The organism is Njordella calcicola, assembly GCF_056494125.1.
In genome coordinates, this window is the sequence record NZ_CM151396.1 from 5,985,360 (window position 1) to 6,008,950 (window position 23,591).

The window sequence follows — 23,591 nt, forward strand, 5'->3', positions numbered from 1 at the left end:
CCCGATTGGATCTACGCCAAAGATGAAACAGACTTCAACCGTTTATGTTCTGAAGCCGAATCTTACAGACCCGAAGCTCAATGGTTTCGTCTACGCGGCTTACACGCCCTCGTGCATTGGTTTCGATGACGCGTGCGATGATTTTCATGTAGATGATGGAGAATCTCTGGATTGGAAACCGTACTCTCTGAAGAAGACATGGAAGCCTATCAACGTTGAAGGGCCCACCAAACCATTCAATGATTATCCTTGTCTTGAACTTTCTACACCCGTATTCAGCCGCCGCGCAGTCGAAGCTCTAGGGGAAATGCTAACGGATAATGGAGAATTGCTTCCACTTAAGAATGATGTCGGTGATTATTTCGCTTACGTTGTAATGACAAAACTCGATGTACTTAACATTAGCAAGTGCGTGATACATCGAACGAGTAGAGAGAAAAGAGCAATTGCAATCGACTACTTTGATTTCAAGAAGTCCAAGCTTGCAGGTGCATCGATATTCAGAGTTCGTGAGCATCCCAATATCTTCCTTGTGACAGAGCAATTTAAGGAAAGGGCGGAAGAGGCAGCACTCAACGGGTTGAACTTTATCAAGGTATGGCCATTGCCCGAAGGTAGCGATTGGGGAATGGACGAAGCGGTCCGGCGACGAACCAATAAGATCGTTACCTTAGTCGGAGAAGGATTGACCATTTGCTTTTCGCTAAAAAAGGATAAGCCAAATGCATCCGAGAAAGAGGTTGCCGGTACGCTTGTAAATTCGCTGCGAGCGAAGTTACTTCCAGCATCGGTCGAGCATAAGTATTGGGGCTCAGTTGAAAAAGCAGAGTTTGCTGATGGAGAGTTTCGACTCATCTGCAGTTGTCCAAGTTGCGATACGTTGTTTGATTACATTTCCGATTGGGTTAGCAAGTCTGGCTGGCCGAATGAAGTTACTGCGATCAAACGGTATGGCAATCTTTATTTTGGTCGACCGAAAGAGAAGCGTGTCAAGTTCGGTAGCTAGGACGGAATTGCCCGTATTCCGAAAGCTCAACGGATGAGCAAATTTTTCATTTCAATAACGATGTAAAGGTATGGCAGGCTAATGGCGAAGTATTCGGCGGAATTGATCGATTCAGACCTCCTGAAGCAATTTACAGAGTCTTCGAAGGAAGCGATGAAGATCCTGCGGCTTGATAAAAAAGCAGATTCCCGCAGCATTGTGGAAGCGATCGATCAATTCGTCTATAAATGGCAGCGAGGCACACGACCAAAGATCCCTTGTGAAGTTGACGACTTGCCTTACTACTTAGGAAGTTTATGGGGAGATCAAATCGTTCGTGAATTTGGGTGGGCTTGGCATGCGGTCACATTTCACGAGTACGATGATTCGATCGCACCGGGGGTAGTGTCTCCGGATAACTCGATGGTGATCTACCCAATCCATTTCATCATTGGTTGTTTGCAGGACGAAACGGTCGATGCAACCATTCTGCTTAGCTACAACATGTTGCATGAAGGCACGATTGCATTGGGAGCAAACGAAGCTTACATGAACGTGATGGATCACGTCTTTCGAATTGTTCCTCGCTAGAGTAGCAATCGCGTCGAAGTTGAACTACTGCGGCCGGAGTCGTGGGTGCGGGAGGAAGGCATTGATCTGGGTGGCGAGCTGCGGCGGCATCTGGCGGAACTGAATCTCGATGGCTTGGCGGTGATCACCAAGCTGGATCGTCGGGATGATATTGATGCGAGCGATATTGAGCTTGGCAATCTAGTCACAGGTCGCTTCAAGACGCTGGGGGCGATGAATGTCGTCAAAGCAATCTTCAGTGATGGGACTGAGATTGTTGGTACCGACATTCATCCATTCTGGAGCGTAGATCGTCAAGATTGGATTGCACTGGGTGAGTTGCAGGAATACGAGCGAGTCCAGACTCGCTCTGGTACGATCCATCTGTTATCATTGGAGCGAGCACTACCCGCCGACGTCTTCAACATCGAAGTCGATTGTCACCACGTCTACGAAGTCGGCGACGTGGGCGTCCTGGTGCATAATGCATACAATGCCCCAAGAGGGGCGGTACAGTCTCGGCACTTTTCAACATCTGCGCAAGGTAGAGCACTTCACGAGACAGCTCAGTCATACCGAGAGGCCGCCAAGTTGGGGCCATATCGCAATGTTGCAACGGCGGATGTCACGGTAAATGGTGTTCGAAAGTCCGTCCGATTCAAGAATGATCCGGACGGTATGCACTCAGAACAACGGCTTGTTGCTTGGTACAAAGTTATGATGGAACGCGGCAAGAGAATCGATGTACATGGAGTTTATAGCGAAAGGCCGCCATGCGGGCCGATGAGTGCGAACTGTCGTGAGACACTTGGTAATTTCTTCGGTCAATACTTGGACGTTTGGCACGGAAACAGGTAACCCATAATGACAACCGATACCTCCCAACAGATGCTCGAGTTTGTGGAAGTTGCTATTGCCAACTTAGTGCGGATTGAAAGAAATCTACTCGAACTTGGCTATAAATTTGCGTCTAAAAATGGAGCGATTAAGCAAATACGACCAAATACAAATTCGGAGTTGGAAAAGCTACGACAAAAGTATGAAGTGATTCCTTGCTTGTTTAACTTGTGGTACGAGCGCGTTGAAGTATTGGATTTTAGCCAAGACGAAAGTCAGCTCACAGAAGCTAGTGAGAGCCCGGTGGCGGGACTTGGGTTGAACTGTACTCTCGTCTTCGAATCCTTGTCGACAATACAGAATCGGCAGTCAATCCTAGAAGAGACAGGGTTCAAGTGTAATACGTTAGAAGGAAATGAGTTTATTCCATTGGGCACTTACGCGTCGAACTCAATTCCGAAAGGTATTTGGCTTCCGAACACTATGAATGACCCGATTATCTACGATGCCGGGGCCGGGCCTGTATCGATGGCGAATGAGATTACTCGATCGATTCGCGCTGGCGGCTTTCCGTTCTGGCAGTGGATGTTTGCAAAAAGACGCTTTAGCTCTCCGATTTCGAACACCCCCAGGTATCGCGAACTTCTGCCCATTTTGTTAGATGGAGTTGTCACTATGTAGTTTTAAAGGGTCGCTTAAGCTGAATGGTATCGACGTCGTGGCGTAACAAGCGCGGACCGATGGCAATCGCGTCGAAGTCGAACTACTGCGGCCGGAGTCTTGGGTGCGGGAGCAAGGGCTGGAGCTGGGTGGCGAGCTGCGGCTGCATCTGGCGGAACTGAATCTCGATGGCTTGGCGGTGATCACCAAGCTGGATCGTGGCGATGATATCGAAGCGAGCGATATTGAGCTTGGCAATCTAGTCACTGGTCGCTTCAAGACGCTGGGGGCGATGAATGTCGTCAAGGCGATCTTCAGTGATGGGTCCGAGATCATTGGTACCGACATCCACCCGGTTTGGAGCGTTGATCGACAGGATTGGATTGCACTGGGTGAGTTGCAGGAATACGAGCGAGTCCAGACTCGCTCGGGTACGATCCATCTGTTATCATTGGAGCGAGCACTACCCGCTGACGTCTTCAACATCGAAGTCGATTGCGAGCATGTGTATAACGTTGGCGACGTTGGCGTGCTGGTGCATAACGCGTGTGGCAAAGCTTTGGGTGAAGCAATGTCGGGCGTCAAAGGTGCTCGACGCATGTGGGACCAAGGCAAGGAAGCTCACCACTTGATTGCGGTCGGTTTGAAGGGTGGTAGGTGGGATGATCTTCGTGGCCTAATGACAAAACATGGCGTTGGACTTGATGATGCTGCCAACGGAATGTGGCTGTGGGGCGCGAAGGGCAAGGGAAGATTAGCACAGCTTGTTCATCGAGGTAACAACTATCATTCGCACGCGATGTCAAATCAATTATATGAACGTTTATGGGATGCTAGATCCCAGCGGGAATTCTTGAACAGGTTGGAAGGTATCAAGAAAGACATTGCCGCCGGAACGTGGTGGGTTTAGAAGAATGACAATTGTTTACAAGCTATCTCCGTCGCTACTGTATCCGGGCGTTCGACTCAAAGCGTTTGATGATTTGTTCGAAGTTCGTGATATTCTCTTTGAGAAGAAACCAATCAAGGCTGCCTGGACGCCTCCCCTGTGTCGTTATGACACGATGGATGACTTTCACGATTCAACGACGAGAACGAAGAAGGAGTCGCAAAAGTTGTTTGACCAAGGCGTCGCTGATTTGGCAACGGGTTTTGTGACAACCTTTTCCGCAAAAGCTCGCGAACTGCTGAGCAGTACAATGGAACCGTATGGTGAATTCCTTCCAATCGATGTCGAGGGCGCCCGCGATTCATTCTTTATCTATCATTGCACGAATATGGCAGATGTCGTTGACTTGAGTAAGAGTGAGGGTGCGTTCTATGAAGACGGAGAGCTGTTCTCCATTTATAGGCCTGCATTCTTTAAATCCAAAGTCAATCTCAATCCTGTCTTTCGGATAAAGGAAGTAGCGTATGAATCTAGATACTACATCAACGACCGATTGAAGAAGCAAATCGAGGTTCTGCCTTTGAAAGGCCTTGAGTTCAAAGAAGTTTGGCGTAGTTCTGATGAGCCACCACTGCCGACAAAGAAGAAAGGAACTTCTCGTGGACGATAGACAATCAGCGATGGAGGGATTGATGTATGGCAATTAATAATGCTTTTGATCGCATGCTCACACCAGACGATGATGTGATCGTTTCCACGGAGGCACTAAGCAACGAAGAAGACTTTCGCTTAGTTGAATCGAATGCGGCCTTTGTCGAAATGATGCTTCAGCGATTGGTTATGCCGGAAGAGATTTCTGCCGATGCTCTCCGCTGCTATTGTGTTTCTGAGTTTGCATTCCAACTTGATAACGGTCGCTTCTTGCAGTACGTCTATAATTCCGAGCTTGATCCGCTAGCCGTCGAGCGGTTGACAGAAGGGTTAGGACAAATTGGCGCAACGAATACTCTCCAAGCCTACTTAGCTGGGCTTGAGCAATGGGAGAAACTGCCGTTGGACCAGCAAGAGGCCTTTCTACAAGGTGACTTCTTTGGTGACGACTCGCTGGGTGATCAATTTGAAGAGGTTAACCAAGCTTTAGAGAAAGCCCGAGACGAGGAAGACCTCATCGATCTTGCAGCTCAATGGCTCAAGGAACTACCCAACTTGAAACCCGTGAGCGAGCGATCGTTTACAGGCGAAGTCAAGAAGCGGGTTTCGAAGATTGATAATCTGGAAGAACGCAAGCTGCAACGCAAACTGAATCGTGAGCCGTGAATTGAGCGGGCGTCGAAGAATCGACTGCATTTCCACACCCTCATAAAATCAATTTCGCTTTAACGAAGTAGGCGGAGCTAAGGACAAGCAGCACTACACGCCGCACTTAACAAGCAAGTATGGTCCGGTGGCTGGTCACGAACAAGCTTACTCCAAAGGCTACGTGGCAGGGATGGTGACAGGCATCGGAGTTTCGATTGCTGCGGGCTTTGTCACCGGTGGAGCGACCATTGGTGCTTGCAGTGCCAACCTTGCCAGAATCGGAGTCACCGCAGCTCGTGTGTTCAACGCGGCAAGTATGATCGGTGGAGCGGGTAGTGCGGTGGGTAGGATTCAGGACATGAGCAAGAATGGATTCACCGCTGGTGGCATTGCGGGTGTGGCGCTGGACATTCTTCCATTCGCCTCAGCGGGCGTCGGTAAGGTCGCCAAGATGGCGGGCAAAGCTCAGTGGCTGAACTTCGGCGGCTGCTTTGTGGCCGGAACGCCCGTGAGAGTCGAGGCTTCAGGAGTCAGCAGTCAGGTATCAGGCGTCCAAAGGAGAAATTGTAGGTGCCCTACACGAGCAGTCTGGTCTTGTTCAGGAGTCCGGATGGTCTGCTTCATCCGCTATGAATACAACTCTGGCTCCCTTCGCCCCTGTCTTCAGGGGAGAAGATCATCACCATACTTTGGCTCCCTTCGCCCCGCTTCGGGGAGAAGGGCTGGGGATGAGGGGCAGCGAGAAGTTTGAATTCGGAAGTGGGAAGTTTGAAAGCTCGGCCCTCGATCTAGCGTTGATGGATTATGAAGCTGATGCTTTCGAAGACTTCCTCTTCACGTCTCAAGCCTCCAACCTCCTACCTATCGAAGCCGTTCCACTTGGTTCTCGTATTGCAACGAAGAATCCGAAGCCGTGGGAGTTTGACGATAGCTTCGCTGAACCAGACGCATCATGGCTAAAGATTGGCATGACGGTTGTCAAAGCCAACGGGTCTGTCGTCGATGTTGAATTGCTACGACCAAGTGATTGGCTAGGTGAGTTTGCACTGATAGAGGGTGCAAGGATTGACCTGAAGATCACTGAACTTGATGTGGATGGATCTGCGACAATAACATCGGTCGAACCATGTCCGCCGATTGCAGAAGGTGAAGGTAGTGTTGTTATCGGTCGCTTTGCAACGCGACGAGTCGACGAGATCGTCACGCTTGTTCTAAGAAGCGAATCGGGGCGTGAAGAGGAGCTTAGCGGCACTTCGATTCACCCGATCTGGTCGATGCATCGAAACGACTGGGTTCCGATGGGAGAACTCGACGTTGGCGAAGTCTTGCTTGGTCATGATGAATCCGTCACGATCATCGCCAAACATACCATCCAGCGACCCACGCCCGTTTACAACATCGAAGTCTTCGGCGAACATGTGTATGAAGTCGCTTCGTTAGGCGTGCTGGTGCATAATGCTCATCCATTTTGTCCCGGTGGCGCACAGAGCAGGCGTCTTGGACCTGAAACATATCGCCGAGCAAATCCCGAATTTAGGGCCACACATGAGATCCATCACGCGAAAGAATGGAATTTGCAGGACCGCTTCCCTGGTCTTTACAGTCCTGCAGAACTTAATGACCTATCGAATATGCGGCCAATTCGTTACGGGCAGATTTGGAACGGTGAAAAAGTACATAGAACAATAATTCGTCAGAGCTGGGATGAATTTGAAGCAGTCTTCAAAGAACGATACCTTGAGGGAAAAATTACTCCCGAGAAAATGAGAGTTCTGATTGAGCGACATGTTGCATTCATTGATCGCATGTATCTGGGAGGTTGATATATGAGTTACTTTAAATTGAAGTTTCGAGTTTCGCCTGCGCAACTAGGCAGCGGCACTGAATACGTAACGAGACTGTTATGTGTTGGCTGTAATCGTAGAACGTTACGTTTTCTGAGCAATTATCCTGTGCCAGAAGACGAGATCATCACGCTTGCCTTAGACTGTGACGCCGAGATGCTCACACCATTATTTGAGGCGAGCGGATTACTAATTGTAAATGAAGTTACTGCTAGCGGATTGAAGGACGCACGGGTCACAGGGATAACCGAGGGAAATGTAATTCTGCGTGATATTGATACTGGTCAATTCATCAATGGTTTCAAGTGGATGAAGATTAGTGGTCGATGCAGTTTGCTACCTATTTGGAACACTATTATCGGGACTTGTCCAGTCTGCGGGGTCCCCATCACCGAGCCATTTGCATCTACTGTTAGAACCACTGTCATAACTTCTCCGAAGCCGACCATGGACTTCGTGCGGGGACGCGAAAGGCCTGCTGGCGTTCTTGTCAGTCATCAAGGAGTAAATGCATTAAGGGCTGTGGTACCTGATTTCGATTCATATGCACAAGTTTCGATTGTGGAAGAAAGAGAGATCTAGTATTGCAGTAGTATGCAACGATCGTGCGGACCGATGGCAATCGGGTCGAAGTCGAACTTCTGCGGCCCGAGTCGTGGGTGCAGGAGGAGGCGATCGAGGTTGGTCTGACTCTGCGGCTGCATCTGGCGGAACTGAATGTCGATGGCTTGGATAGGCGCGGGAGTCTCGCAGCGGTTGATCAAATTACAACTTCTGTGTATTCTATTTTTAGATAATTGCTTCATAGGCAATCAACGCAAAATGGAAAACAGCATGTCCGGCAAACTGGGAACCCTGGAAACTCAACTGCTCGCACTCAGTCAAATGAGAGGCAGGTCGGCGATCCGCTCGGAAGAAGTCATCGAGGCGATTGGGCTTACTGCTGTCCAGACGCGAGAACTTTTAAGCCGAATGGCTCGCCGCGGCTTGATCGCTCGAGTGCGGCGTGGACTTTATCTAGTACCACCGCGACTTCCGCCAGGTGGCAAATGGACTCCCAGCGAGTTCTTGTCACTGGATACTCTTATCAAAGACCGAGGAGGCGTTTATCAGATCTGTGGTCCTTCAGCGTTCTTGCGTTATGGCTTTGACGATCAAGTGCCCAATCGAGTCTATGCATATAACAATGTGCTCTCAGGACAGCGAAAAATTGGATCAGCCTCATTCACATTAATTAAGGTAGATGGCTCCCGTTTGGGCGACACCGACACCTTTACAACTCCTGAGGGAATTAAGGTGGCCTACTCATCTCGAGCACGGACGCTCGTTGATGCGGTCTATGACTGGTCGCGGTTTGGAAGCCTGCCGCGTGCCTTCGATTGGATTCGCGATGAATTGAAACGGAACCCAGAGGCAGCCAAGCTGATCGCATCTGCGGCCATCCGCTTTAGCAATATCAGCACGCTACGTCGGTTGGGCAAATTGTTGGCGCTGGAGGGAGTTGAAGATCCATTGCTCCGCAAACTCGAACGCGAGTTGCCGAAAAGATTGGCAGAGATCCCATGGTGTCCGACACGGGCGAAGCGGGGAGTTGTCGACAGGCGGTGGGGAGTGATTTTCAATGGCTGAGATTCGAATTGAATATCATCGGGATACTGAATTGTTCCGCGCAGCACTGACCTTCACGGCGGCCCGAACAGGATTCAGTGAGCGATTGATCGAGAAAGATTATTTTTGCTCCGTTGCACTTGCAGATCTCTGTACCTCAGATGCAACAGAAATTGTCTTCAAGGGCGGCACGTGTTTAAGCAAGGTCCACGCAGACTTCTTCCGACTTAGCGAAGATCTTGACTTTTCACTTTCCGCGCCGATCCATGCAACGCGCAGCCAGCGGAGTCGAAGAATCGATGATTTCAAGCGCCATTTCAATGCAATCGCCGAGCGGAACGATTGCTTTGGAATTGATCAGGCCCTTCGAGGGTTCAATAACTCACTCCAATACGGTGCCCGCCTGACATATCGCTCCATTGTTTCGGGCCAAGATGAGTTTCTTAAGGTAGAAATCAGTGTCCGCGAACTGATCGTCGAGCCGCATGTGATGCAACCGGCCCGCACCATGCTACTTAATCCATTTCGAGCGGTCGCAGCCATCGAACCGTTTGCTGTTCGCGTTCTCAGCATGCGTGAGGCATATTCCGAGAAGCTGCGTGCAGCGCTTAGTCGCCGCCAGCCCGCAATTCGAGATTTTTTTGATCTGAATCATGCGTTCACGGTCGGAACGATTAGCGAGAATGATCCTGTCCTTGTCCAATTGTTGAAGGACAAGCTGGCAATACCTGGAAACGAGCCAGTGGACGTTTCTGACAATAAATTGTTGCTCTTGAAGAGGCAACTCGAGACTGACCTTCGCCCAGTAATTCGCGATGACGATTTTCGCCGATTTGAACTGGAACGTGTCTTCCAACGGATCGCTGATTTGGCAGCGAAACTTTCATTGTGCTGAATAAAATGGTTTGCTCGCTCAGCCAAATTATTCAGCAGAACGTCCGGGGAAAGGTGTCAGGACTGGTTGATTGACCCAGGAACCGTTCTTGAAATTCGGGATAAGACGCGGAGGAAGTGTGAAGTTTGAAGTGCGAAACGTTTCAAACTTCAAACTTCATTCTTCTGTTATCATTGCAGCGAGCACTACCCGCTGACGTCTTCAACATCGAAGTCGACTGCCACCACGTCTACGAAGTCGGCCACGCCGGTGTGCTGGTGCATAACCAGTATCACCATGTCGTCTCAAAGTACTCCAATGCTGGTCGTGGTTGGACCAGGAACTGGAGCGCTGATGCTCGTCAGATTCTGAGCAACGGCGACATCAAGTTAAACGGCAGGATCAATCGACAATTTGTCAAAGACCATACTGGGCCACATCCAGAACTGTATCATCAACGTGTGTTTGAACGACTTGAAGAAGCCGTTGATACTCTAATACCGCATACGCCGGAGTACAATAAAGGGTTCTTCGTGGAATTTAGTGATTAAGGGATTTCCAAGTCGAGGTTGAGTTTACCGCAAAAGAACAGGATCCGAGTACGGTAGTTGTCGAAGTTGCGAAATCCGCGAGCTGAACTTTTGATGGATTGGATACGACTGTTGAAGCCTTCGCTGATCGCGTTGGTTATTCGATGGTCTATGTAGGCCATAAGACCCTCATAGTGCCTCTTGAGCATCTTGGCGACTTTCACCATCGGTTTGATTTGGCAGCGTGTGGCCCATCCGTACCAGCCAGCGAACGTCATCTCAGCAGTGTCTCGATCGGTACATTCCCAGAAGTGCCTGAAATTCTCCTTAAGCGACCATGCTCGACCTGTTTTGATGTCCGAATGCTGCAACTGGTAGAGATAGTTTCGATCCGCCTCCGACAATTTCTCACGTGCAAATAGCAGTAGTTGCCTAGTGCCCTTGAGTCGCTCATCACCTCTCTCGGCAAGCAATCGACTCTCCTGGCGGCGGACAAGATCAACTGCTTCTCCAAGGTACTTACTGACGTGGAATTTGTCGTGCACAATAGCAGCGTTTGGATACACTTCCCTGATGGCAGCTAGGAATGCCTTCCACATATCAGCGGCAACCGCTTTGATCTTCGCTCTTTGTGGTTCGGGCAAGGTTTTTAATAGCTTTTCTGCAGACTGCTGCGTCCGCTGAGGAACAACTTCTAGCACGCGGTGCTGATCCAAGTCGGTCAAGACCGAAACGTAATCCTGCCCTTTACCAAAGTTCTTTTCATCGATACCAACATGCTCAATTTCGTCCATGTTTCGGCGTTGGAGCCCACGCTCCACCGCACGCTGCATGATGCCATTAGTTGCCGCCCAATCTATTCCCAGTAGCTTAGCGGCCGCTGAGAGCGATGAGCAAGCTTGAATGACTTCAATGGCAACTTGTTCAAACATAAGCGTAAAACGTCCGTGCCTTTGGGCCCATGGAATCGCTATGGTCAACACGCCGCACTGAGAGCATTTGCTTCTGGGAACCAAGGCGTGGATGCGAGTCACAAATTGCATCGTATCCAAATGCCTCCAAGTTCGCTCAGGGGCAAGATCGGCTTGTGAGCAGGCGGCATCACAGCGAGGACAACGCAGAGTTGTTCCGGTATGATTGATGTGAATGTCTACGGCCTTCTCAGCAGGGCGAAAATCAACCGATTGCACGCTCCAGTTGTCGTCCAAACCAAGTAACGCATGATAGTGAGTAGTAGTTGCTTCTTTCATAGACAAAGAATACGCTAACGGCCAAATCTACGCACCTACCCACTAAATTCCACGAAGAACCCAATAAAGCAGTTACCGACGCAATTGATCTTATCGTATCAATCTTACGTACCAACCCCCGAGATGCACTGAGAGGTATTGGATTATGATGAAGTATTCATTTGCTCAGTGGATCCCTGCTTTCCCGCCGCATTATAAGGGTGAACCGTGGAGCGCTCGCTTTGGTGTCATCAACTTCAATGGCTATCGAATGCGAGAGGGAAAGGCTTTGCCATCATGGGATCCTAAAACCCGTGCTTATACTCCGGATGGTCCAGATGTATCGTTGGACTTTATGTTTGCGGATCATGCATGGCCGCTCTTTTCATCGAGGTTGCAAAAGCTGCTGGAGGAAGTTTGTCCAGATGCTTTTCAGTTTTTGCCGATTGTCTTCGGGCCGAAGAATGATGCTTATCTAAATAGGGATTTTTCACTTGGCCAGGCCTTGCATTTGATCGACGGCTTGGATCGCGTTAATACGAAAGTTGATAATGGTGATTGGACGCCCAGGCCAAACGGTTCGTTCTATACTCAATACCCTTACTACGTCCACTACGAACGAGTTAAGGACTATCCAGTCTTTCGGCTACTAGGTAGTTCTGTTCAACTCTTCATTCGCAGCGACATTCAAAAGGCGATTGAGGATTCGGGTTACACCGGAAGTCGATTTGATCGTGACCACCCCATTTGCACATGAGAGAAGACAATGAGCGAAGAAGAGGATTTAGCCGCGCAGCAGTGGTATGACGCTAAGGCACAGACGCTAGAGAAATTGCTTGGCAAGCAGCACGAGATGGTGATGCATGCGATCATCCCGTATGCAGTCGGTGGCGGGCTCGATCTATACTATTTCGAACAATCACCAACCGGTACCGCAATTGCAACGCTTGAGCTTGCCGATTCGCCTGACAGTGGGCCATCAAACGACGCGTTCATGTCTTATGAGATGGCCATGTTCACGAAAGCTAAGCTAAATCTGGATGATGCGCACGAACCAACGACACCGTTCGGCAAGGCGCATGAGCGGATCAATGCTTTGTTAAACACGCTCGGACCATATTCGATGGAAGCAACGCTGAACCGATTCGACACGTGTGAGTTTCCGGAAGAGTTCGAGGAGATCGGTGGTTGTTGCTTGATATTCGATGCACTCGGTGCGCAGGACGAGAAATGCGAATTTGGACTCATGGTGCCGATCGAAATTCATCGATCGGAGATGGAATACGCACGTAGCGAAGGTGGTCAAGAATTGATTGTGAAGTTGAAGGCTGCCGGGCATCATCCGTTCTCAGATTTAGGTAGAGAGCCAGTGGTATAAGTTATTCGAGAAGCATCAAGTTCGCCTGGCGAAGCGTGTAACTATAATGATCGGTGAGTTAGTTGGCTTGCAAATTTCACGAGAGTTAATCGGGCGGATGCAGGCCTAGTCCTGACCATAAGAATCGAAGGTCAACTACTTGAGCACGATTCATGCGTAACAACTTGATCGTAACCAGGGCGATGTCCGTAAGCCCAACGATCAACGTACCATTGACTGACCAATCAGAATGTTCCTTCCATCTGTCCGGGTGTGGGTGAAACAATCGAGTCTCCCGCCCACTATCCGCATTTCCGCTTACCCGATTTGCTTTGGGCCGATTGCACATTGGGCACGCAAGACAAAGGTTGTTGAATTCCGTCAAGCCACCAAGAGACCTTGGAAGGATATGCTCAACTTCAAAAGTAACAACTGTCAGCGACTCGTTGGTTTGGCAGTAAGCGCATCGATTCCGGAAATGGCGGCGGACCGTCCGTCTGAGTTCGACCGGAACGTATTCACTCAAAGCTATTCCTCTGCGTTGATTTGGTGAAGCAACATAGCAGCACGCGCTTTGACGAGACTGAGTTCATCAATATTCTTCAGCAGCAGATCCAATTCTTCCGTCTCGGTTACAGAAAGGGACCCTTCCTTGCTCCTTTGAAGGAGTTGGTCCAAACGGAACTGATTCTTCGGCGCGATTGCCATTTCTGCTAGGGCAGACAATACGTCAGCAGTTAAGGGCAAGCTCACTTCACTGGACATACCAATTTCCTCTTGTAAGTTAGAAATCCCATCGTTGAAGGATAACACGAAACAACCTGGGAATCCATCTCGCTGTACATGGGAAATTGAGCTGAGCCAGGCTTCAAGGCGTCCTACTTTTGTGCAGAAGGCTAGCTAAGTATCCACATTGGCAGGTCTGCACCCAAATTCAATTGCCCGACGACAGTTAAACTTTCTGACTATGGCAGCAATTCTGGGACTTGGGATCTGAAGCTTACTTCGGCCATCCGGCGCTGTCGGAGTGCAACTGACCGGATTCTCCGGGTCAACGACTGTCAACCGTCAACTGCAGAAGTGAAACATTCAGTGCCACTCATGAAGTCTCTCGCAATGCGTCCCCATGCGGCCCACTCCCTTAACATATTCACACCGCTAGAGATCAGAGAACCGCAGAAGGATCTATGATCAACTATTTTCAAGACAACTCTTGCGTTACACCCATCTTTGGCGGTGTAAACCTCTCAACCAAGTTTCGCGGGTCGCTTCGCGCTGTGCTCCCGCAATGTGCCCCCATGCGGCCCTCTCCCTTAACATATTCACACCGCTAGAGATCAGAGAACTGCAAGAAAATCTGTGATCAACTGTTTTCAAGACAACTCTTGCGTCACTCCCATCTCTGGCGGTGTAAACCTATCAACCAAGTTTCGCGGGTCGCCTCGCGCTGTGCCCCATGCGGCCCTCTCCCTCCATGTCAATTGACGCTTGAAACATTACAGGTCGTTTGCGCTTCAAACGGCACCATTTTCTGTTGTGGGTCCATCCAGCGTTGTACTGGTAGTGCTTGATACTTTACTCTTCGACCGCAGAGCCGATTGGCGCTTTGGTACTGTTTGAACTTTTTTCAGTTTTATCCAAGCAGTAACCTTTACCCGTGATCTGGATCAGCGCGGCCAGTCGTCGTCTCGTTCAAAGACAGCGGATAGGCTATAATCCGTATTTGCGCGCCGGCTTATGACGTTTTTGGAAAAGCTAGATGGCCTCAACTTCGATCAAATTGATCGCTCAGCTTCGCAGCCCTTCGGCCAGTGATGCTTGGGAGCGATTTATCGAGATCTATACTCCGCTGATATACCATTGGTCACGTCAACGAGGTTTAGATGGGGCTGATGCAGCAGATTTAGTCCAAGACGTCCTGATGACGCTTGTACAGAGACTTGGTGAGTTCGATCCTGACGGCCCGGGACGCTTTCGTGGCTGGCTGCGGACCATTACTGCCAACCGAGTGACTGATTTTTATCGCCGCCAGAATAATCGGCGCGAAACCGAAGGCGGTTCGGCACTTTCGATGATTGCCGATGTCTCGGAAGCCGATCTGTGGGACGATCGCGAGTATCAACTCTATATGGTTGGTCGAACGCTAGAGTTGTTGCGTTCGGAGTTTCAAGAAACTACGTGGCGTGCCGGCTTTGCTCAACTTGTCGAAGGCCGTACGGCAATTGAGGTTGGTCAATCGTTTGGGATCACTCTAAATGCCGCTTACATTGCCAAATCGCGTATCTTGGCCCGATTGCGCGACGAATTGGATGGACTTCTGGACTAATCGCAAAGAAATTTCTGCAAAATCTGACAGATTCCGCTGTGGTATGCGTGGTACGTAGTAAACAAGCATCGCAGCAAGTGTAAAGTTGCACGTGCCTATACGGATAGTACACCATGAAAACAAAAACCTGCCCCAACTCTCAGACGCTCCAAAGCTATCTGCTAGGTATATTGCCCGTTATTCAGCGAGGACCGATCGAGGACCATCTGCAGAGTTGTGACCAATGCATTGCCAATGCGGAAACGTTGACCACAGATGACGATTTGACGCGGCTTATGCGCTCTGCCGTTTTATCGCCTGACAACACATCGGAAGTCGTTACGTCCTTGATCGATCGCATCAAATCTGTGAGGAAGGAAAGTGAAACGTTGCGGCTGGAAGGCTTGGAAGAAACGCTTGCAGGAAGCCAGGCTTGCAGCGGAGGCCGCGCATCTGCCGAAAGTCGAATGCCTATGCTCAGCTTTTTGGCCCCAGCTCAGTTGCCCGACGAACTTGGCAGATTGGGCGACTATCGGGTGCTCGAAGTCTTGGGTGTTGGCGGCATGGGGATGGTCCTGCGAGCTGAAGACACGAAGCTTCGTCGCCAAGTTGCGCTCAAGATAATGAAGCCTTCTATTGCAGAAAGTCATGGTGCCAAAGAGCGCTTTATGCGCGAGGCCCAAGCGACTGCTGCTCTTGAGCATGATCACATCGTCTCGATATATCAAGTCGGCGAAGAGCGTGGTGTGCCATTTATTGCGATGCAGTATCTCAAGGGCCAATCGTTGAAAACGCGCCTGGATCAAGCGGTTCGACTCACTGCTATCGAAGTTGTTCGTATTGGTAAAGAAGTCGCGATGGGACTGGCCAAAGCGCACGAGCGTGGCATGATCCATCGCGACATCAAACCCGATAACATTTGGCTTGAGGAGAATTCCGACCGCGCTAAAATTTTGGACTTCGGATTGGTCCGTGCCACTGTGGAAGACGAAGCTTTAACGCATTCAGGCACTGTGTTGGGGACGCCGAAATACATGGCCCCTGAACAAGCCATCGCCCAACCAGTTGATCATCGCAGCGACTTGTTCAGCCTGGGCAGTGTACTTTATCAAGCAGCATCAGGAAGTTGTCCATTCGAATGCAGTAGCTTTACTTCGACACTAATCGCCGTCGTACATCAAGCGCCAATCGAACTCACAAGTGCAGTTCCTGACCTGGATGTTGAAGTGGCAAACTGCATCATGAAGCTGCTTGAGAAAGACGCTAACCAGCGACCGCAGTCTGCTAACGAGGTTGCAAAGCAGTTCGCCGACTTGGAGCAGAAGCTGCAGCAAGGTTCGGACACGGAAGCGACCCGAGTCAATATCGTTCCACAGCTCAAACAAACGTCGTCCGAGGGCGGTCACCTTCCGCCTCGTCGCCGCTGGCCGCTAGTGGCTGGAGCAGGTGGCGTCGCAGCCATGCTCTTAGGCATTCTTGTTATCACATTCCGTGATCAAAATGGAATGGAAACAATCGTACGCGTGCCAAGCGGTGTCGAAGTCGACATTGATGCGCAGCCAGGCAGCAAGATAACGATTCGAGAGGAAGCGGCAGCCGGGATGGCAACTACTTCGGTCGACACAATGTTGAATAGCAAAGCGTCTCTAGCGCTCGATGCCGAAGTCGCTGACGCTCATGCAAGTCCATCCAAAATGGAATCTGTTACTAGCGAAACGGCAACGGAAACGCAATCGGTTGCGCAACGCACGTTGCCAATCGATTTTGATACCGAACGCAAGATCGGTCAACGCTTGTTGAGGTTAGGCAAAGGAAGGTTTGTGCTAGGCGATCAAGACCAGAAGCCTGCCCCTCAATTGGCTCTTCACCCTTTACTTCTTTCGCCTTTCTGTATTCTCGAAGCAGACCTTTCCGGAACCGAGCTGACAAATGACGAGCTTGTCGCGTTAAAGGGCTGCCAAACGCTAAGGAAATTGAATGTCAGTGGGAATCCTGCCCTCACGCAGAGTGGATTTGACCGTCTCGGAGCCATCCCGACGCTGACCGATATCGATGTTAGCCAAACCGGTGTCATGAACAAATTTGTTGGCTGGCTGACAAGTAGCCCGAAACTTGAGTCCATTGATTTGGACAGCACCAGTGTCGAAGCGGGAGTTATGGAAGCTTTCCCGTCGCTTCAATCACTGCATATTCTGCGACTCCCAAATACAGTCAGCTTGGATGATTTAAGTTTGCTGGGTGAGCGTGCGCCAAACTTGCGAGAGTTGGATGTCATGATAACTGACCCCAAATTAGTTGATTCGCTGACTGGCTGGCCGCAACTTGTCAAACTTGGGATGTCTGGTGCTGCGTTGACACCCCAGACAGTCAAAACGCTGCAAGGCATGCCACATTTGGAATCATGCATCTTGTACCAGCCAACGTTTGAGTCGTTGTCATTGCTGAGTCAACTTGATCCGAAGCTGGTATCGCTTGAGCTGGTTCAACGAGGCGACGTCAGTGAAATGACCGCCAGCGATTTTAAACCGCTAGCGACACTGAAGCATCTGGTGAATTTGACTGTGCGAGGAGGGCTGCTTGTCGAGAAAGGTTCGCTTGACGTGATTGCAACCATGCCATGGTTGCGCTCACTTACCATCGATCACGTCAGCGAAGACGATCTAATGGCATTTCGAAATCAGCGTCCGGAGATCAACCTGTTTGCGGCCGACCGGATAATTCGCGGGCTCTATGATTGGCCTGGCAAGTCCGCTGGTGAGAAATCAATTGTCGCCTGGGATTTGCCCGCTGACGCTCCACCGCCAGCAATCGCTCCATTCTCAAAAGAGCAATCGATTGAACATCAAACCGCGTGGGCTCAATATCTGAATCTTCCAGTCGCATCCGAAAACTCAATCGGTATGAAATTTCGGTTGATCCCCCCCGGCGAGATTACGCATTACAGCTACCCCCACGTACCGCAGTTGCCGTTAGCCGCTCTACTCCGCATACCGTATGCGGTGGAAATGGCGACTACGGAGGTGACGGTTCAGCAATTTGAGGAATTTGTCAAAGCGACGGGCTATGTTACGCATGCAGAAAGAGTTGGCAGCGGTGGCGGTTGGTCTCAGTTAGATGGTGCATGGGCAAAGCGACCTGAAGCCAACTGGAGGTCGCCGGGTTATGAAGTTCAACCCACGATGCCCGTCACGTTGGTGTCAACAACTGACGCCCTCGCGTTTTGCGACTGGCTGTCAAAGTTGGACGGTAAGCATTATCGACTGCCAACGGCGGATGAGCGGAAGCACGCTTCCATAGCAGGCGTTGAATTTGGTTTGATTTATGGGGATGTGGACTACGACTGGTTCGCGGAAAATCTTCCACCCGGGGCGCATTGTCCGCAACCCGTAGGCTCTAAGCCAGATAACCCATTTGGGCTCTATGACATGCTGGGCAACGTGTGCGAGCTTGTTGGGGATGGAGCTAGCGGATACGGACGGCGAGGGCACGGTTGGTCCCATCAGGCTGTGGAGGATGAAGAATCGGTCAATGCGAAATTCTCGGGCCCCTCAGCAGATACCGGGTTTCGCGTGATTCGAACGAAGGCAATTCCCGTCGATGACCGCAAAGTAGTATTAGCGGCGCGCTACCAGCCACTTTCACCTACAGCCACCGTGACGCAACCGACACCAATCACAGGCATAAGAAGTTGGTCTGTCGAACGTATCTCGTTCGATCGAGAGGCCATTGGAATTGAGTGGAGTCCGCGAGGTGACATGATCGCTGTCTGCGCAAACGACTACTCTGTTCGCTTGTGGAATTCAGACGGAACGTTTCGGTCCTTTCTGATGGGACACACCGGCCCTGTAAGTAGCGTGTCATTTTCCAACGACGGACAGTACTTGGCAAGTATTAGCATGGCCACGGACTACCGACGTCCAGCCCCACAACTTCGAGTTTGGGATATCGATTCCGGAAAGTGCGTTTTCCAGTGGGCTCATACGCTATTTTGGCCACGCATCGCTTTCAGTCCAGATGGGCGTCAGATCGTCGCGTCAGGTCTATTGGGTGGAGTGGCTACCACATATCTGTTTGATTTGGATAATGCTATGCAACATCCGATATCGATCTCAGAAGCCATCGCATGGGAGCAAGACGGAAAGTCGCTGTTTGGATTCAACAACGACAAGCTGGTACAAGTCCGAATCGATGACAACGCTATACTCCGTGAGTTTACATTTGATGCCTCAGACGAGGAGTTGAGGCAAGCTAGGAAACTCTCCGTGTCAGCGGATGGGTCTGCGATGGCGTTGGTAACCGGGCAAACGTTGCACTTGATCGACACGAACGAATCAAATAAGGCAACCAAAATTCCGCTCAACTTCCAGTCCATCATGGAAGTACGTTGGTCGCCAGATGCGACTCGGTTGCTTGTCGTGGGCAATAATAGCGAGCGAAATAACATACAGATTCTTGATGCAGCAAGTGGGAAGGTCTTGCAACGCGTGTGCTGCTACTACGATGAGTCAATGGCATGGTCGCCCGATGGCGCAGAGATTGCAATGTATGAACGTATTCAGAACAACGTTGTCATTATCGATACAGTTGTAGGCAAAGTCAAACGACAATCGAAACCTTTGCGTGGTAGCTTAAGTCGACCGCAGAGCATGCTAGTTCCATCGGCGAATAGGGTGATATCTGACAGTAATGAGTTTGATGCTGATAGCGGTAAGTTCATTCAAACGACGAAGGCACTTCCTGGGACGCTCAAGTTGGTCGCACCAAACGATCAATGGCGCGCTTACCAGCGGAATGAAAACGAATTGGTTGTTGTGCCACGCAGTCTTGACCGCGACGAAGTCTCGCTATCGGTAAATTCGATCGGAGGCACGTGGCGTTCCAGCCCGTCGGGGGATTTGATTGCCCAAGTAAATCAACAAGAAATCGAGATCTGGAACACTGCAACTGGAGGCAAGATGGAATCCTTAAATCATCCTGCAGATGTTTGGTCATTCGAATGGAGTGCCGATGGAAAGCAAATCGCGTCGATCGCGAAGGATCAAAGCGTAAGAATTTGGGATTCACATACGTTGCAACTTATAAACAAGTTTGCATCACTGCCGTCAGGTCTTGACCCATTTTACTCCGTACGAACAGGTGCCTCAGTTTTGCAGTGGACAGCCGACGGTCAGTTTCTTTGGATACCCCAGGGCGGAGGCTGGGCTCGCTTAAATGCGAAAACCGGTGTCGTGGATCGCAGTGGCAGCAAAGGATTAAATCTATGTGCCGCTATCGCACTGGCGCCGAATGCTGAGCGATTACTCTTTCGAGAAGGCGATAATTGGACAGATTTAGTGACAGCAGCAGGCGACCAAAATGCTCTAGCGGAGCGAATTGGTTATTCGTTCCAATGGCATCCCGATTCGCGACGCGTTATTGGATCAGATTACAATGGCTTGATAGCTTATGACGTGGCCGGCCAGCGACGTTTGGGAACGTTATGGCCAGCAATGCCAGACGGGCATTGGATGTGCGTTGGTCCGACCGGACATTGTCGCGGCAGTACTGGGGTGGCGGAGCATATTGTGTATGTCGCGCAGTTGGATGATGGCAGCAACGTTACGTTAACGCCGCAAGAATTCGCCAAACGCTTTGGCTGGAAGAACGATCCCGATCAGGCCATGTTGATGGGCTATACGGAATAGACGCTAAGCACCATACTGCTCAACAAGTTGTAGTGGAGATTCTTCGAAATTCTTCATTGATGAAACAGTCTGGATAATGTGGAATTTCGAATATGAGGTCTTGGCTTACGGAAATTCATCGGCAGCTTGCTGTACCACTTGGCGCATCGGCCCTTAGCCCCATTGGGAAGATTTGTAGAACCGGTGATTCAATGCGTTTGGGATGTAGGGCTTGTATTTGGGGACCAAAGCAGCGAAACTAGAAGGTCCTACCCCACCTTTGACGTTGATATCCGTTCAAGTATGCGTTGCATACGTTTCCCGCCTTACGGAGAGCTTGCTGTATGCCCCGATCTAGCTGTTTCGGCCCGAGTTGGTGTTTCATGGGCAATCTCCTTTGCTTGTGCGGTTTTTTATTTCAAACGGCCGCTGGTCAAGACAGGCTCTTCAATCAACAAGCAACCGCGTTTCTCGAAAAGAACTGCTTGGATTGCCACGCCGGTGATGCGTCCGAAGCGGGCTTGGATCTGCAACGATTACTGAGCAGCAACATCGATGACTTGTCGTTGACAGCCTGGGCGAAAGTTCACGATCGAGTTGCAGCAGGCGAGATGCCACCCGATGATTCAGTGACGCATGAACAAAGAGCGGCGTTTGCGAAAGCGATCTTCCCGCAACTGGTTGCGGTGGATCAAGCGATCGTGGCTCAAAGTGGCCGAGCGGTCTGGCGTCGCATGAATCGATACGAATACGAAAATGCTGTGCGTGATTTGCTCGGCGCGCCTTGGCTGCAAGTAAAGTCGATGTTGCCCGAGGACGGAGAGTTGCAGCGGTTCAATAAGATCGGTGAAGCGCTGGACGTTTCGCACGTCAACTTAGCTAGATACATGCAGGCGGCCGAGTATGCTTTGTCCGAAGTAGTGGCGAAAAAGTATCAGCCACCGCAATCCACCATTGCTCGGTATTACGCAAGGGAACAACCAGCGTTTCATCGTAAGGTGCATTACACGGTCTTCAACCGCAGCCCAGAACGAGCGACGTTCCCTCTCATTGACTACGACGCCGATCTGGCGGTGCTGGGCGACGAGCAGCGTCCTTTCACTGTTGGTCAATCAGATCCAGAACTGCGTGAACGAGAAGCGTTTGGAGTCGTTGCAAGCAGTTACGAACCTATTGAAGTTCGCTTTAGTCAATTCAAAGCGTCTGAGTCAGGGCGTTACAAACTGCGTTTCAAAGGATATACGTTTTGGGCTGCTGGCGAAGAGAAACGTTGGTGGCGACCAGATCGAGAGAAGACGTCTATCGGCCGACGGTCAGAACCGGTGGTGATCTATTCTGTCTCGCCACCACGACAACTGCGGCGATTGGGGGACTTTGACTTTCAAATTGAACCGACCGTCCAAGAGCTGGATGTGTATCTGTTGCGCGGCGAGTCGATTCAGCCCGATGCCGTTCGACTATTCCGTTCGCGACCATCCAACTGGCACAATCCTTTGGCGGAAGCTGACGGGATGCCTGGGGTCGCATTCAATTATCTTGAGGTAGAAGGGCCTATCTATGATCAGTGGCCAACGGCAGCGCAGCAGCTTTTGTTCGGCGATCTACCGTTAAGGAAAACCAGCGACGGCTGGGAAGTTTTCTCCAAGCAACCTTTGGCAGATGCCTCGCGGCTATTAGGACAATTTTTGGAGCAAGCCTATCGTCGCGGTGCAAACCAAGACGAGCTTGCCATGCTCATGGGTATCGTGCAGCGGGCGCTGGATGCCAACTACAGTTTCCAGCAGGCGATGATGGCCGCGTATACTGCGGTGCTTTGCTCCCCGGCGTTTGTTTGTTTGGAAGAGCCTCAAGGTGTGTTGGATCAAGCAGCTATTGCAACTCGATTAAGCCTTTTTCTGTGGAACTCTCCCCCCGACCCGCAGCTCCAGCAGTTGGCGGCTGAAAGCAAACTGAACGATCCTGATGTTTTGCGAAGCCAAGTGCAACGCATGTTGGATGATGAGCGTTCGCAGCGTTTTATCGACGCGTTTTTGTCGTACTGGTTAGACCTGCGGAAGATTAACGATACTTCGCCAGATGAAGTGCTCTACCCTGATTACTATTTGGACGACGCTCTGGTCGACGCCGCTTTGGCTGAAACGCAGTTGTTCTTTGCGGAGTTGATCGGTGAAAATATGCCGATCCGCCATCTTGTGTCGTCAGACTTCACCTATGCGAACGAACGACTGGCGCTGCACTATGGGCTGCCAGCATTTGAAGGGGGGGCGATGCGCAAAGTGCTCCTGCCAGCCGATAGCCCACGCGGCGGGCTGTTGACGCAAGCCAGTGTGCTAAAGGTCACCGCCAACGGGACGACGACTTCACCAGTCGTTCGCGGAGCCTGGATTAACGAGCGACTTCTGGGCAACAAGATTCCTTTGCCGCCCAAGAGTGTACCGGCCATTGAGCCCGACACACGCGGTGCGACCACGATTCGTCAACAATTGGAGCTTCATCGGGCCGACCCAAGCTGTGCGGGTTGTCACGCGAAGCTCGATCCGGTCGGATTTGCTCTAGAAAGTTTTGACGTGGCGGGTGGTTGGCGACAGAACTATCGCAGCCTAGGTGACAAAGGAGAAAAGATCGAAGGCTATGGTAAGAATGGCCAACCGTTTACATTTCGAAATGGGCCGCCGGTAGATCCATCCGGTCAGTTAGAAACCGGTGAGACGTTTGCTGATATTGTCGAATTGAAAAGGTTGCTCTCCGGCCAGGATCGGGCGCTAGCGAAAAACCTTTTGAGCCAATTTTTGGTATACTCCACAGGGGCACAGCTACGCTTCAGCGACCGCATCGAGATAGACCGTATTCTAGATAAATTGTCTGCGGAACATTATCCAGTACGTGCGATGATAGAAGAAGTTGTCTGCAGCCCCTTGTTCCTCGTAAAATAGCTTGATGG

General features: G+C 50.6%; 21 protein-coding genes. 18 read left to right on the top strand and 3 right to left on the bottom strand.

The window, feature by feature from the left end; translation table 11 throughout:
• Positions 1-22: 22 nt before the first annotated feature.
• The 13 genes from SH302x_RS23095 to SH302x_RS23155 all read left to right on the top strand — a co-directional run bounded on the left by SH302x_RS23095 (position 23) and on the right by SH302x_RS23155 (position 10,117).
• Positions 23-1,006, top strand: a complete 984-nt coding sequence (locus tag SH302x_RS23095; RefSeq protein ID WP_479365182.1) for a hypothetical protein — start codon at positions 23-25, stop codon at positions 1,004-1,006.
• Positions 1,007-1,087: 81 nt separating this feature from the next.
• Entirely contained in the window at positions 1,088-1,576 is a 489-nt protein-coding gene (locus SH302x_RS23100) for a hypothetical protein (protein ID WP_479365183.1), read from the top strand.
• 45 nt (positions 1,577-1,621) lie between these two features.
• Positions 1,622-2,413 (top strand): polymorphic toxin-type HINT domain-containing protein, encoded by a 792-nt coding sequence (locus tag SH302x_RS23105; protein ID WP_479365185.1) that lies wholly within the window; start codon positions 1,622-1,624, stop codon positions 2,411-2,413.
• 6 nt (positions 2,414-2,419) lie between these two features.
• Positions 2,420-3,073, top strand: a complete 654-nt coding sequence (locus tag SH302x_RS23110; protein WP_479365186.1) for a hypothetical protein — start codon at positions 2,420-2,422, stop codon at positions 3,071-3,073.
• 103 nt (positions 3,074-3,176) lie between these two features.
• Entirely contained in the window at positions 3,177-3,962 is a 786-nt protein-coding gene (locus tag SH302x_RS23115; protein WP_479365187.1) for an AHH domain-containing protein, read from the top strand.
• A 4-nt stretch (positions 3,963-3,966) separates the two neighbouring features.
• Complete coding sequence (locus SH302x_RS23120) at positions 3,967-4,611, top strand: hypothetical protein (protein WP_479365189.1); 645 nt, start codon at positions 3,967-3,969, stop codon at positions 4,609-4,611.
• A 26-nt stretch (positions 4,612-4,637) separates the two neighbouring features.
• A complete protein-coding gene (locus SH302x_RS23125; RefSeq protein WP_479365190.1) occupies positions 4,638-5,258 on the top strand; it encodes a DMP19 family protein in 621 nt (206 codons plus the stop codon).
• A gap of 127 nt (positions 5,259-5,385) precedes the next feature.
• The gene (locus SH302x_RS23130) at positions 5,386-5,991 is read left to right on the top strand and encodes a hypothetical protein (RefSeq protein WP_479365191.1); all 606 of its coding nucleotides are present in this window, start codon (positions 5,386-5,388) and stop codon (positions 5,989-5,991) included.
• A complete protein-coding gene (locus tag SH302x_RS23135; RefSeq protein WP_479365193.1) occupies positions 5,969-7,063 on the top strand; it encodes a polymorphic toxin-type HINT domain-containing protein in 1,095 nt (364 codons plus the stop codon). The genes SH302x_RS23130 and SH302x_RS23135 overlap by 23 nt, the downstream gene beginning before the upstream one ends.
• 3 nt (positions 7,064-7,066) lie before the next feature.
• A complete protein-coding gene (locus SH302x_RS23140; RefSeq protein WP_479365195.1) occupies positions 7,067-7,666 on the top strand; it encodes a hypothetical protein in 600 nt (199 codons plus the stop codon).
• Between the two features lie 252 nt (positions 7,667-7,918).
• A complete protein-coding gene (locus SH302x_RS23145) occupies positions 7,919-8,713 on the top strand; it encodes a type IV toxin-antitoxin system AbiEi family antitoxin domain-containing protein (RefSeq protein ID WP_479365197.1) in 795 nt (264 codons plus the stop codon).
• Positions 8,706-9,587: a nucleotidyl transferase AbiEii/AbiGii toxin family protein gene (locus SH302x_RS23150; protein WP_479365198.1), complete on the top strand. Its 882-nt coding sequence runs from the start codon at positions 8,706-8,708 to the stop codon at positions 9,585-9,587. The genes SH302x_RS23145 and SH302x_RS23150 overlap by 8 nt, the downstream gene beginning before the upstream one ends.
• A 125-nt stretch (positions 9,588-9,712) precedes the next feature.
• Positions 9,713-10,117, top strand: coding sequence for an AHH domain-containing protein (locus tag SH302x_RS23155; RefSeq protein WP_479365199.1), 405 nt, complete (start codon positions 9,713-9,715; stop codon positions 10,115-10,117).
• Here SH302x_RS23155 and SH302x_RS23160 read toward each other — a convergent pair.
• Positions 10,114-11,346 carry an ISL3 family transposase gene (locus SH302x_RS23160; RefSeq protein WP_479363897.1) on the bottom strand — a complete coding sequence of 411 codons (1,233 nt, stop codon included), beginning with the start codon at positions 11,344-11,346 and terminating at the stop codon, positions 10,114-10,116. The genes SH302x_RS23155 and SH302x_RS23160 overlap by 4 nt on opposite strands.
• A gap of 145 nt (positions 11,347-11,491) precedes the next feature.
• Here SH302x_RS23160 and SH302x_RS23165 point away from each other — a divergent pair, with 145 nt between their 5' ends.
• Together SH302x_RS23165 and SH302x_RS23170 are read left to right on the top strand one after the other, a co-directional pair.
• Complete coding sequence (locus tag SH302x_RS23165; RefSeq protein ID WP_479365200.1) at positions 11,492-12,082, top strand: imm11 family protein; 591 nt, start codon at positions 11,492-11,494, stop codon at positions 12,080-12,082.
• Positions 12,083-12,091: 9 nt separating this feature from the next.
• On the top strand, positions 12,092-12,703 hold the full coding sequence (locus SH302x_RS23170) for a suppressor of fused domain protein (protein WP_479365201.1): 612 nt from the start codon (positions 12,092-12,094) through the stop codon (positions 12,701-12,703).
• 85 nt (positions 12,704-12,788) lie between these two features.
• Here SH302x_RS23170 and SH302x_RS23175 read toward each other — a convergent pair whose 3' ends face one another.
• Both SH302x_RS23175 and SH302x_RS23180 read right to left on the bottom strand, forming a co-directional pair.
• On the bottom strand, positions 12,789-13,208 hold the full coding sequence (locus SH302x_RS23175) for an HNH endonuclease (protein WP_479365202.1): 420 nt from the start codon (positions 13,206-13,208) through the stop codon (positions 12,789-12,791).
• Between the two features lie 2 nt (positions 13,209-13,210).
• Positions 13,211-13,495, bottom strand: a complete 285-nt coding sequence (locus tag SH302x_RS23180; RefSeq protein WP_479365204.1) for a hypothetical protein — start codon at positions 13,493-13,495, stop codon at positions 13,211-13,213.
• Between the two features lie 946 nt (positions 13,496-14,441).
• On the opposite strand from SH302x_RS23180, the gene SH302x_RS23185 reads away from it, so the two are divergent.
• The 3 genes from SH302x_RS23185 to SH302x_RS23195 all read left to right on the top strand — a co-directional run bounded on the left by SH302x_RS23185 (position 14,442) and on the right by SH302x_RS23195 (position 23,583).
• Positions 14,442-15,008 carry an RNA polymerase sigma factor gene (locus SH302x_RS23185; protein ID WP_479365205.1) on the top strand — a complete coding sequence of 189 codons (567 nt, stop codon included), beginning with the start codon at positions 14,442-14,444 and terminating at the stop codon, positions 15,006-15,008.
• 113 nt (positions 15,009-15,121) lie between these two features.
• Positions 15,122-20,671: a protein kinase domain-containing protein gene (locus SH302x_RS23190; RefSeq protein ID WP_479365206.1), complete on the top strand. Its 5,550-nt coding sequence runs from the start codon at positions 15,122-15,124 to the stop codon at positions 20,669-20,671.
• A 362-nt stretch (positions 20,672-21,033) separates the two neighbouring features.
• Complete coding sequence (locus SH302x_RS23195; protein ID WP_479365208.1) at positions 21,034-23,583, top strand: DUF1592 domain-containing protein; 2,550 nt, start codon at positions 21,034-21,036, stop codon at positions 23,581-23,583.
• Positions 23,584-23,591: the final 8 nt, after the last annotated feature.

Bases quoted from the DNA above. Each gene is read 5' to 3' on its own strand.
- SH302x_RS23145 (WP_479365197.1), top strand. From the start codon at position 7,919: ATGTCCGGCAAACTGGGAACCCTGGAAACTCAACTGCTCGCACTCAGT.
- SH302x_RS23185 (WP_479365205.1), top strand. From the start codon at position 14,442: ATGGCCTCAACTTCGATCAAATTGATCGCTCAGCTTCGCAGCCCTTCG.
- SH302x_RS23110 (WP_479365186.1), top strand. From the start codon at position 2,420: ATGACAACCGATACCTCCCAACAGATGCTCGAGTTTGTGGAAGTTGCT.
- SH302x_RS23160 (WP_479363897.1), bottom strand. From the start codon at position 11,346: ATGAAAGAAGCAACTACTACTCACTATCATGCGTTACTTGGTTTGGAC.
- SH302x_RS23150 (WP_479365198.1), top strand. From the start codon at position 8,706: ATGGCTGAGATTCGAATTGAATATCATCGGGATACTGAATTGTTCCGC.
- SH302x_RS23170 (WP_479365201.1), top strand. From the start codon at position 12,092: ATGAGCGAAGAAGAGGATTTAGCCGCGCAGCAGTGGTATGACGCTAAG.
- SH302x_RS23095 (WP_479365182.1), top strand. From the start codon at position 23: ATGAAACAGACTTCAACCGTTTATGTTCTGAAGCCGAATCTTACAGAC.
- SH302x_RS23165 (WP_479365200.1), top strand. From the start codon at position 11,492: ATGATGAAGTATTCATTTGCTCAGTGGATCCCTGCTTTCCCGCCGCAT.
- SH302x_RS23135 (WP_479365193.1), top strand. From the start codon at position 5,969: ATGAGGGGCAGCGAGAAGTTTGAATTCGGAAGTGGGAAGTTTGAAAGC.
- SH302x_RS23100 (WP_479365183.1), top strand. From the start codon at position 1,088: ATGGCGAAGTATTCGGCGGAATTGATCGATTCAGACCTCCTGAAGCAA.
- SH302x_RS23120 (WP_479365189.1), top strand. From the start codon at position 3,967: ATGACAATTGTTTACAAGCTATCTCCGTCGCTACTGTATCCGGGCGTT.
- SH302x_RS23125 (WP_479365190.1), top strand. From the start codon at position 4,638: ATGGCAATTAATAATGCTTTTGATCGCATGCTCACACCAGACGATGAT.
- SH302x_RS23140 (WP_479365195.1), top strand. From the start codon at position 7,067: ATGAGTTACTTTAAATTGAAGTTTCGAGTTTCGCCTGCGCAACTAGGC.
- SH302x_RS23190 (WP_479365206.1), top strand. From the start codon at position 15,122: ATGAAAACAAAAACCTGCCCCAACTCTCAGACGCTCCAAAGCTATCTG.
- SH302x_RS23195 (WP_479365208.1), top strand. From the start codon at position 21,034: ATGGGCAATCTCCTTTGCTTGTGCGGTTTTTTATTTCAAACGGCCGCT.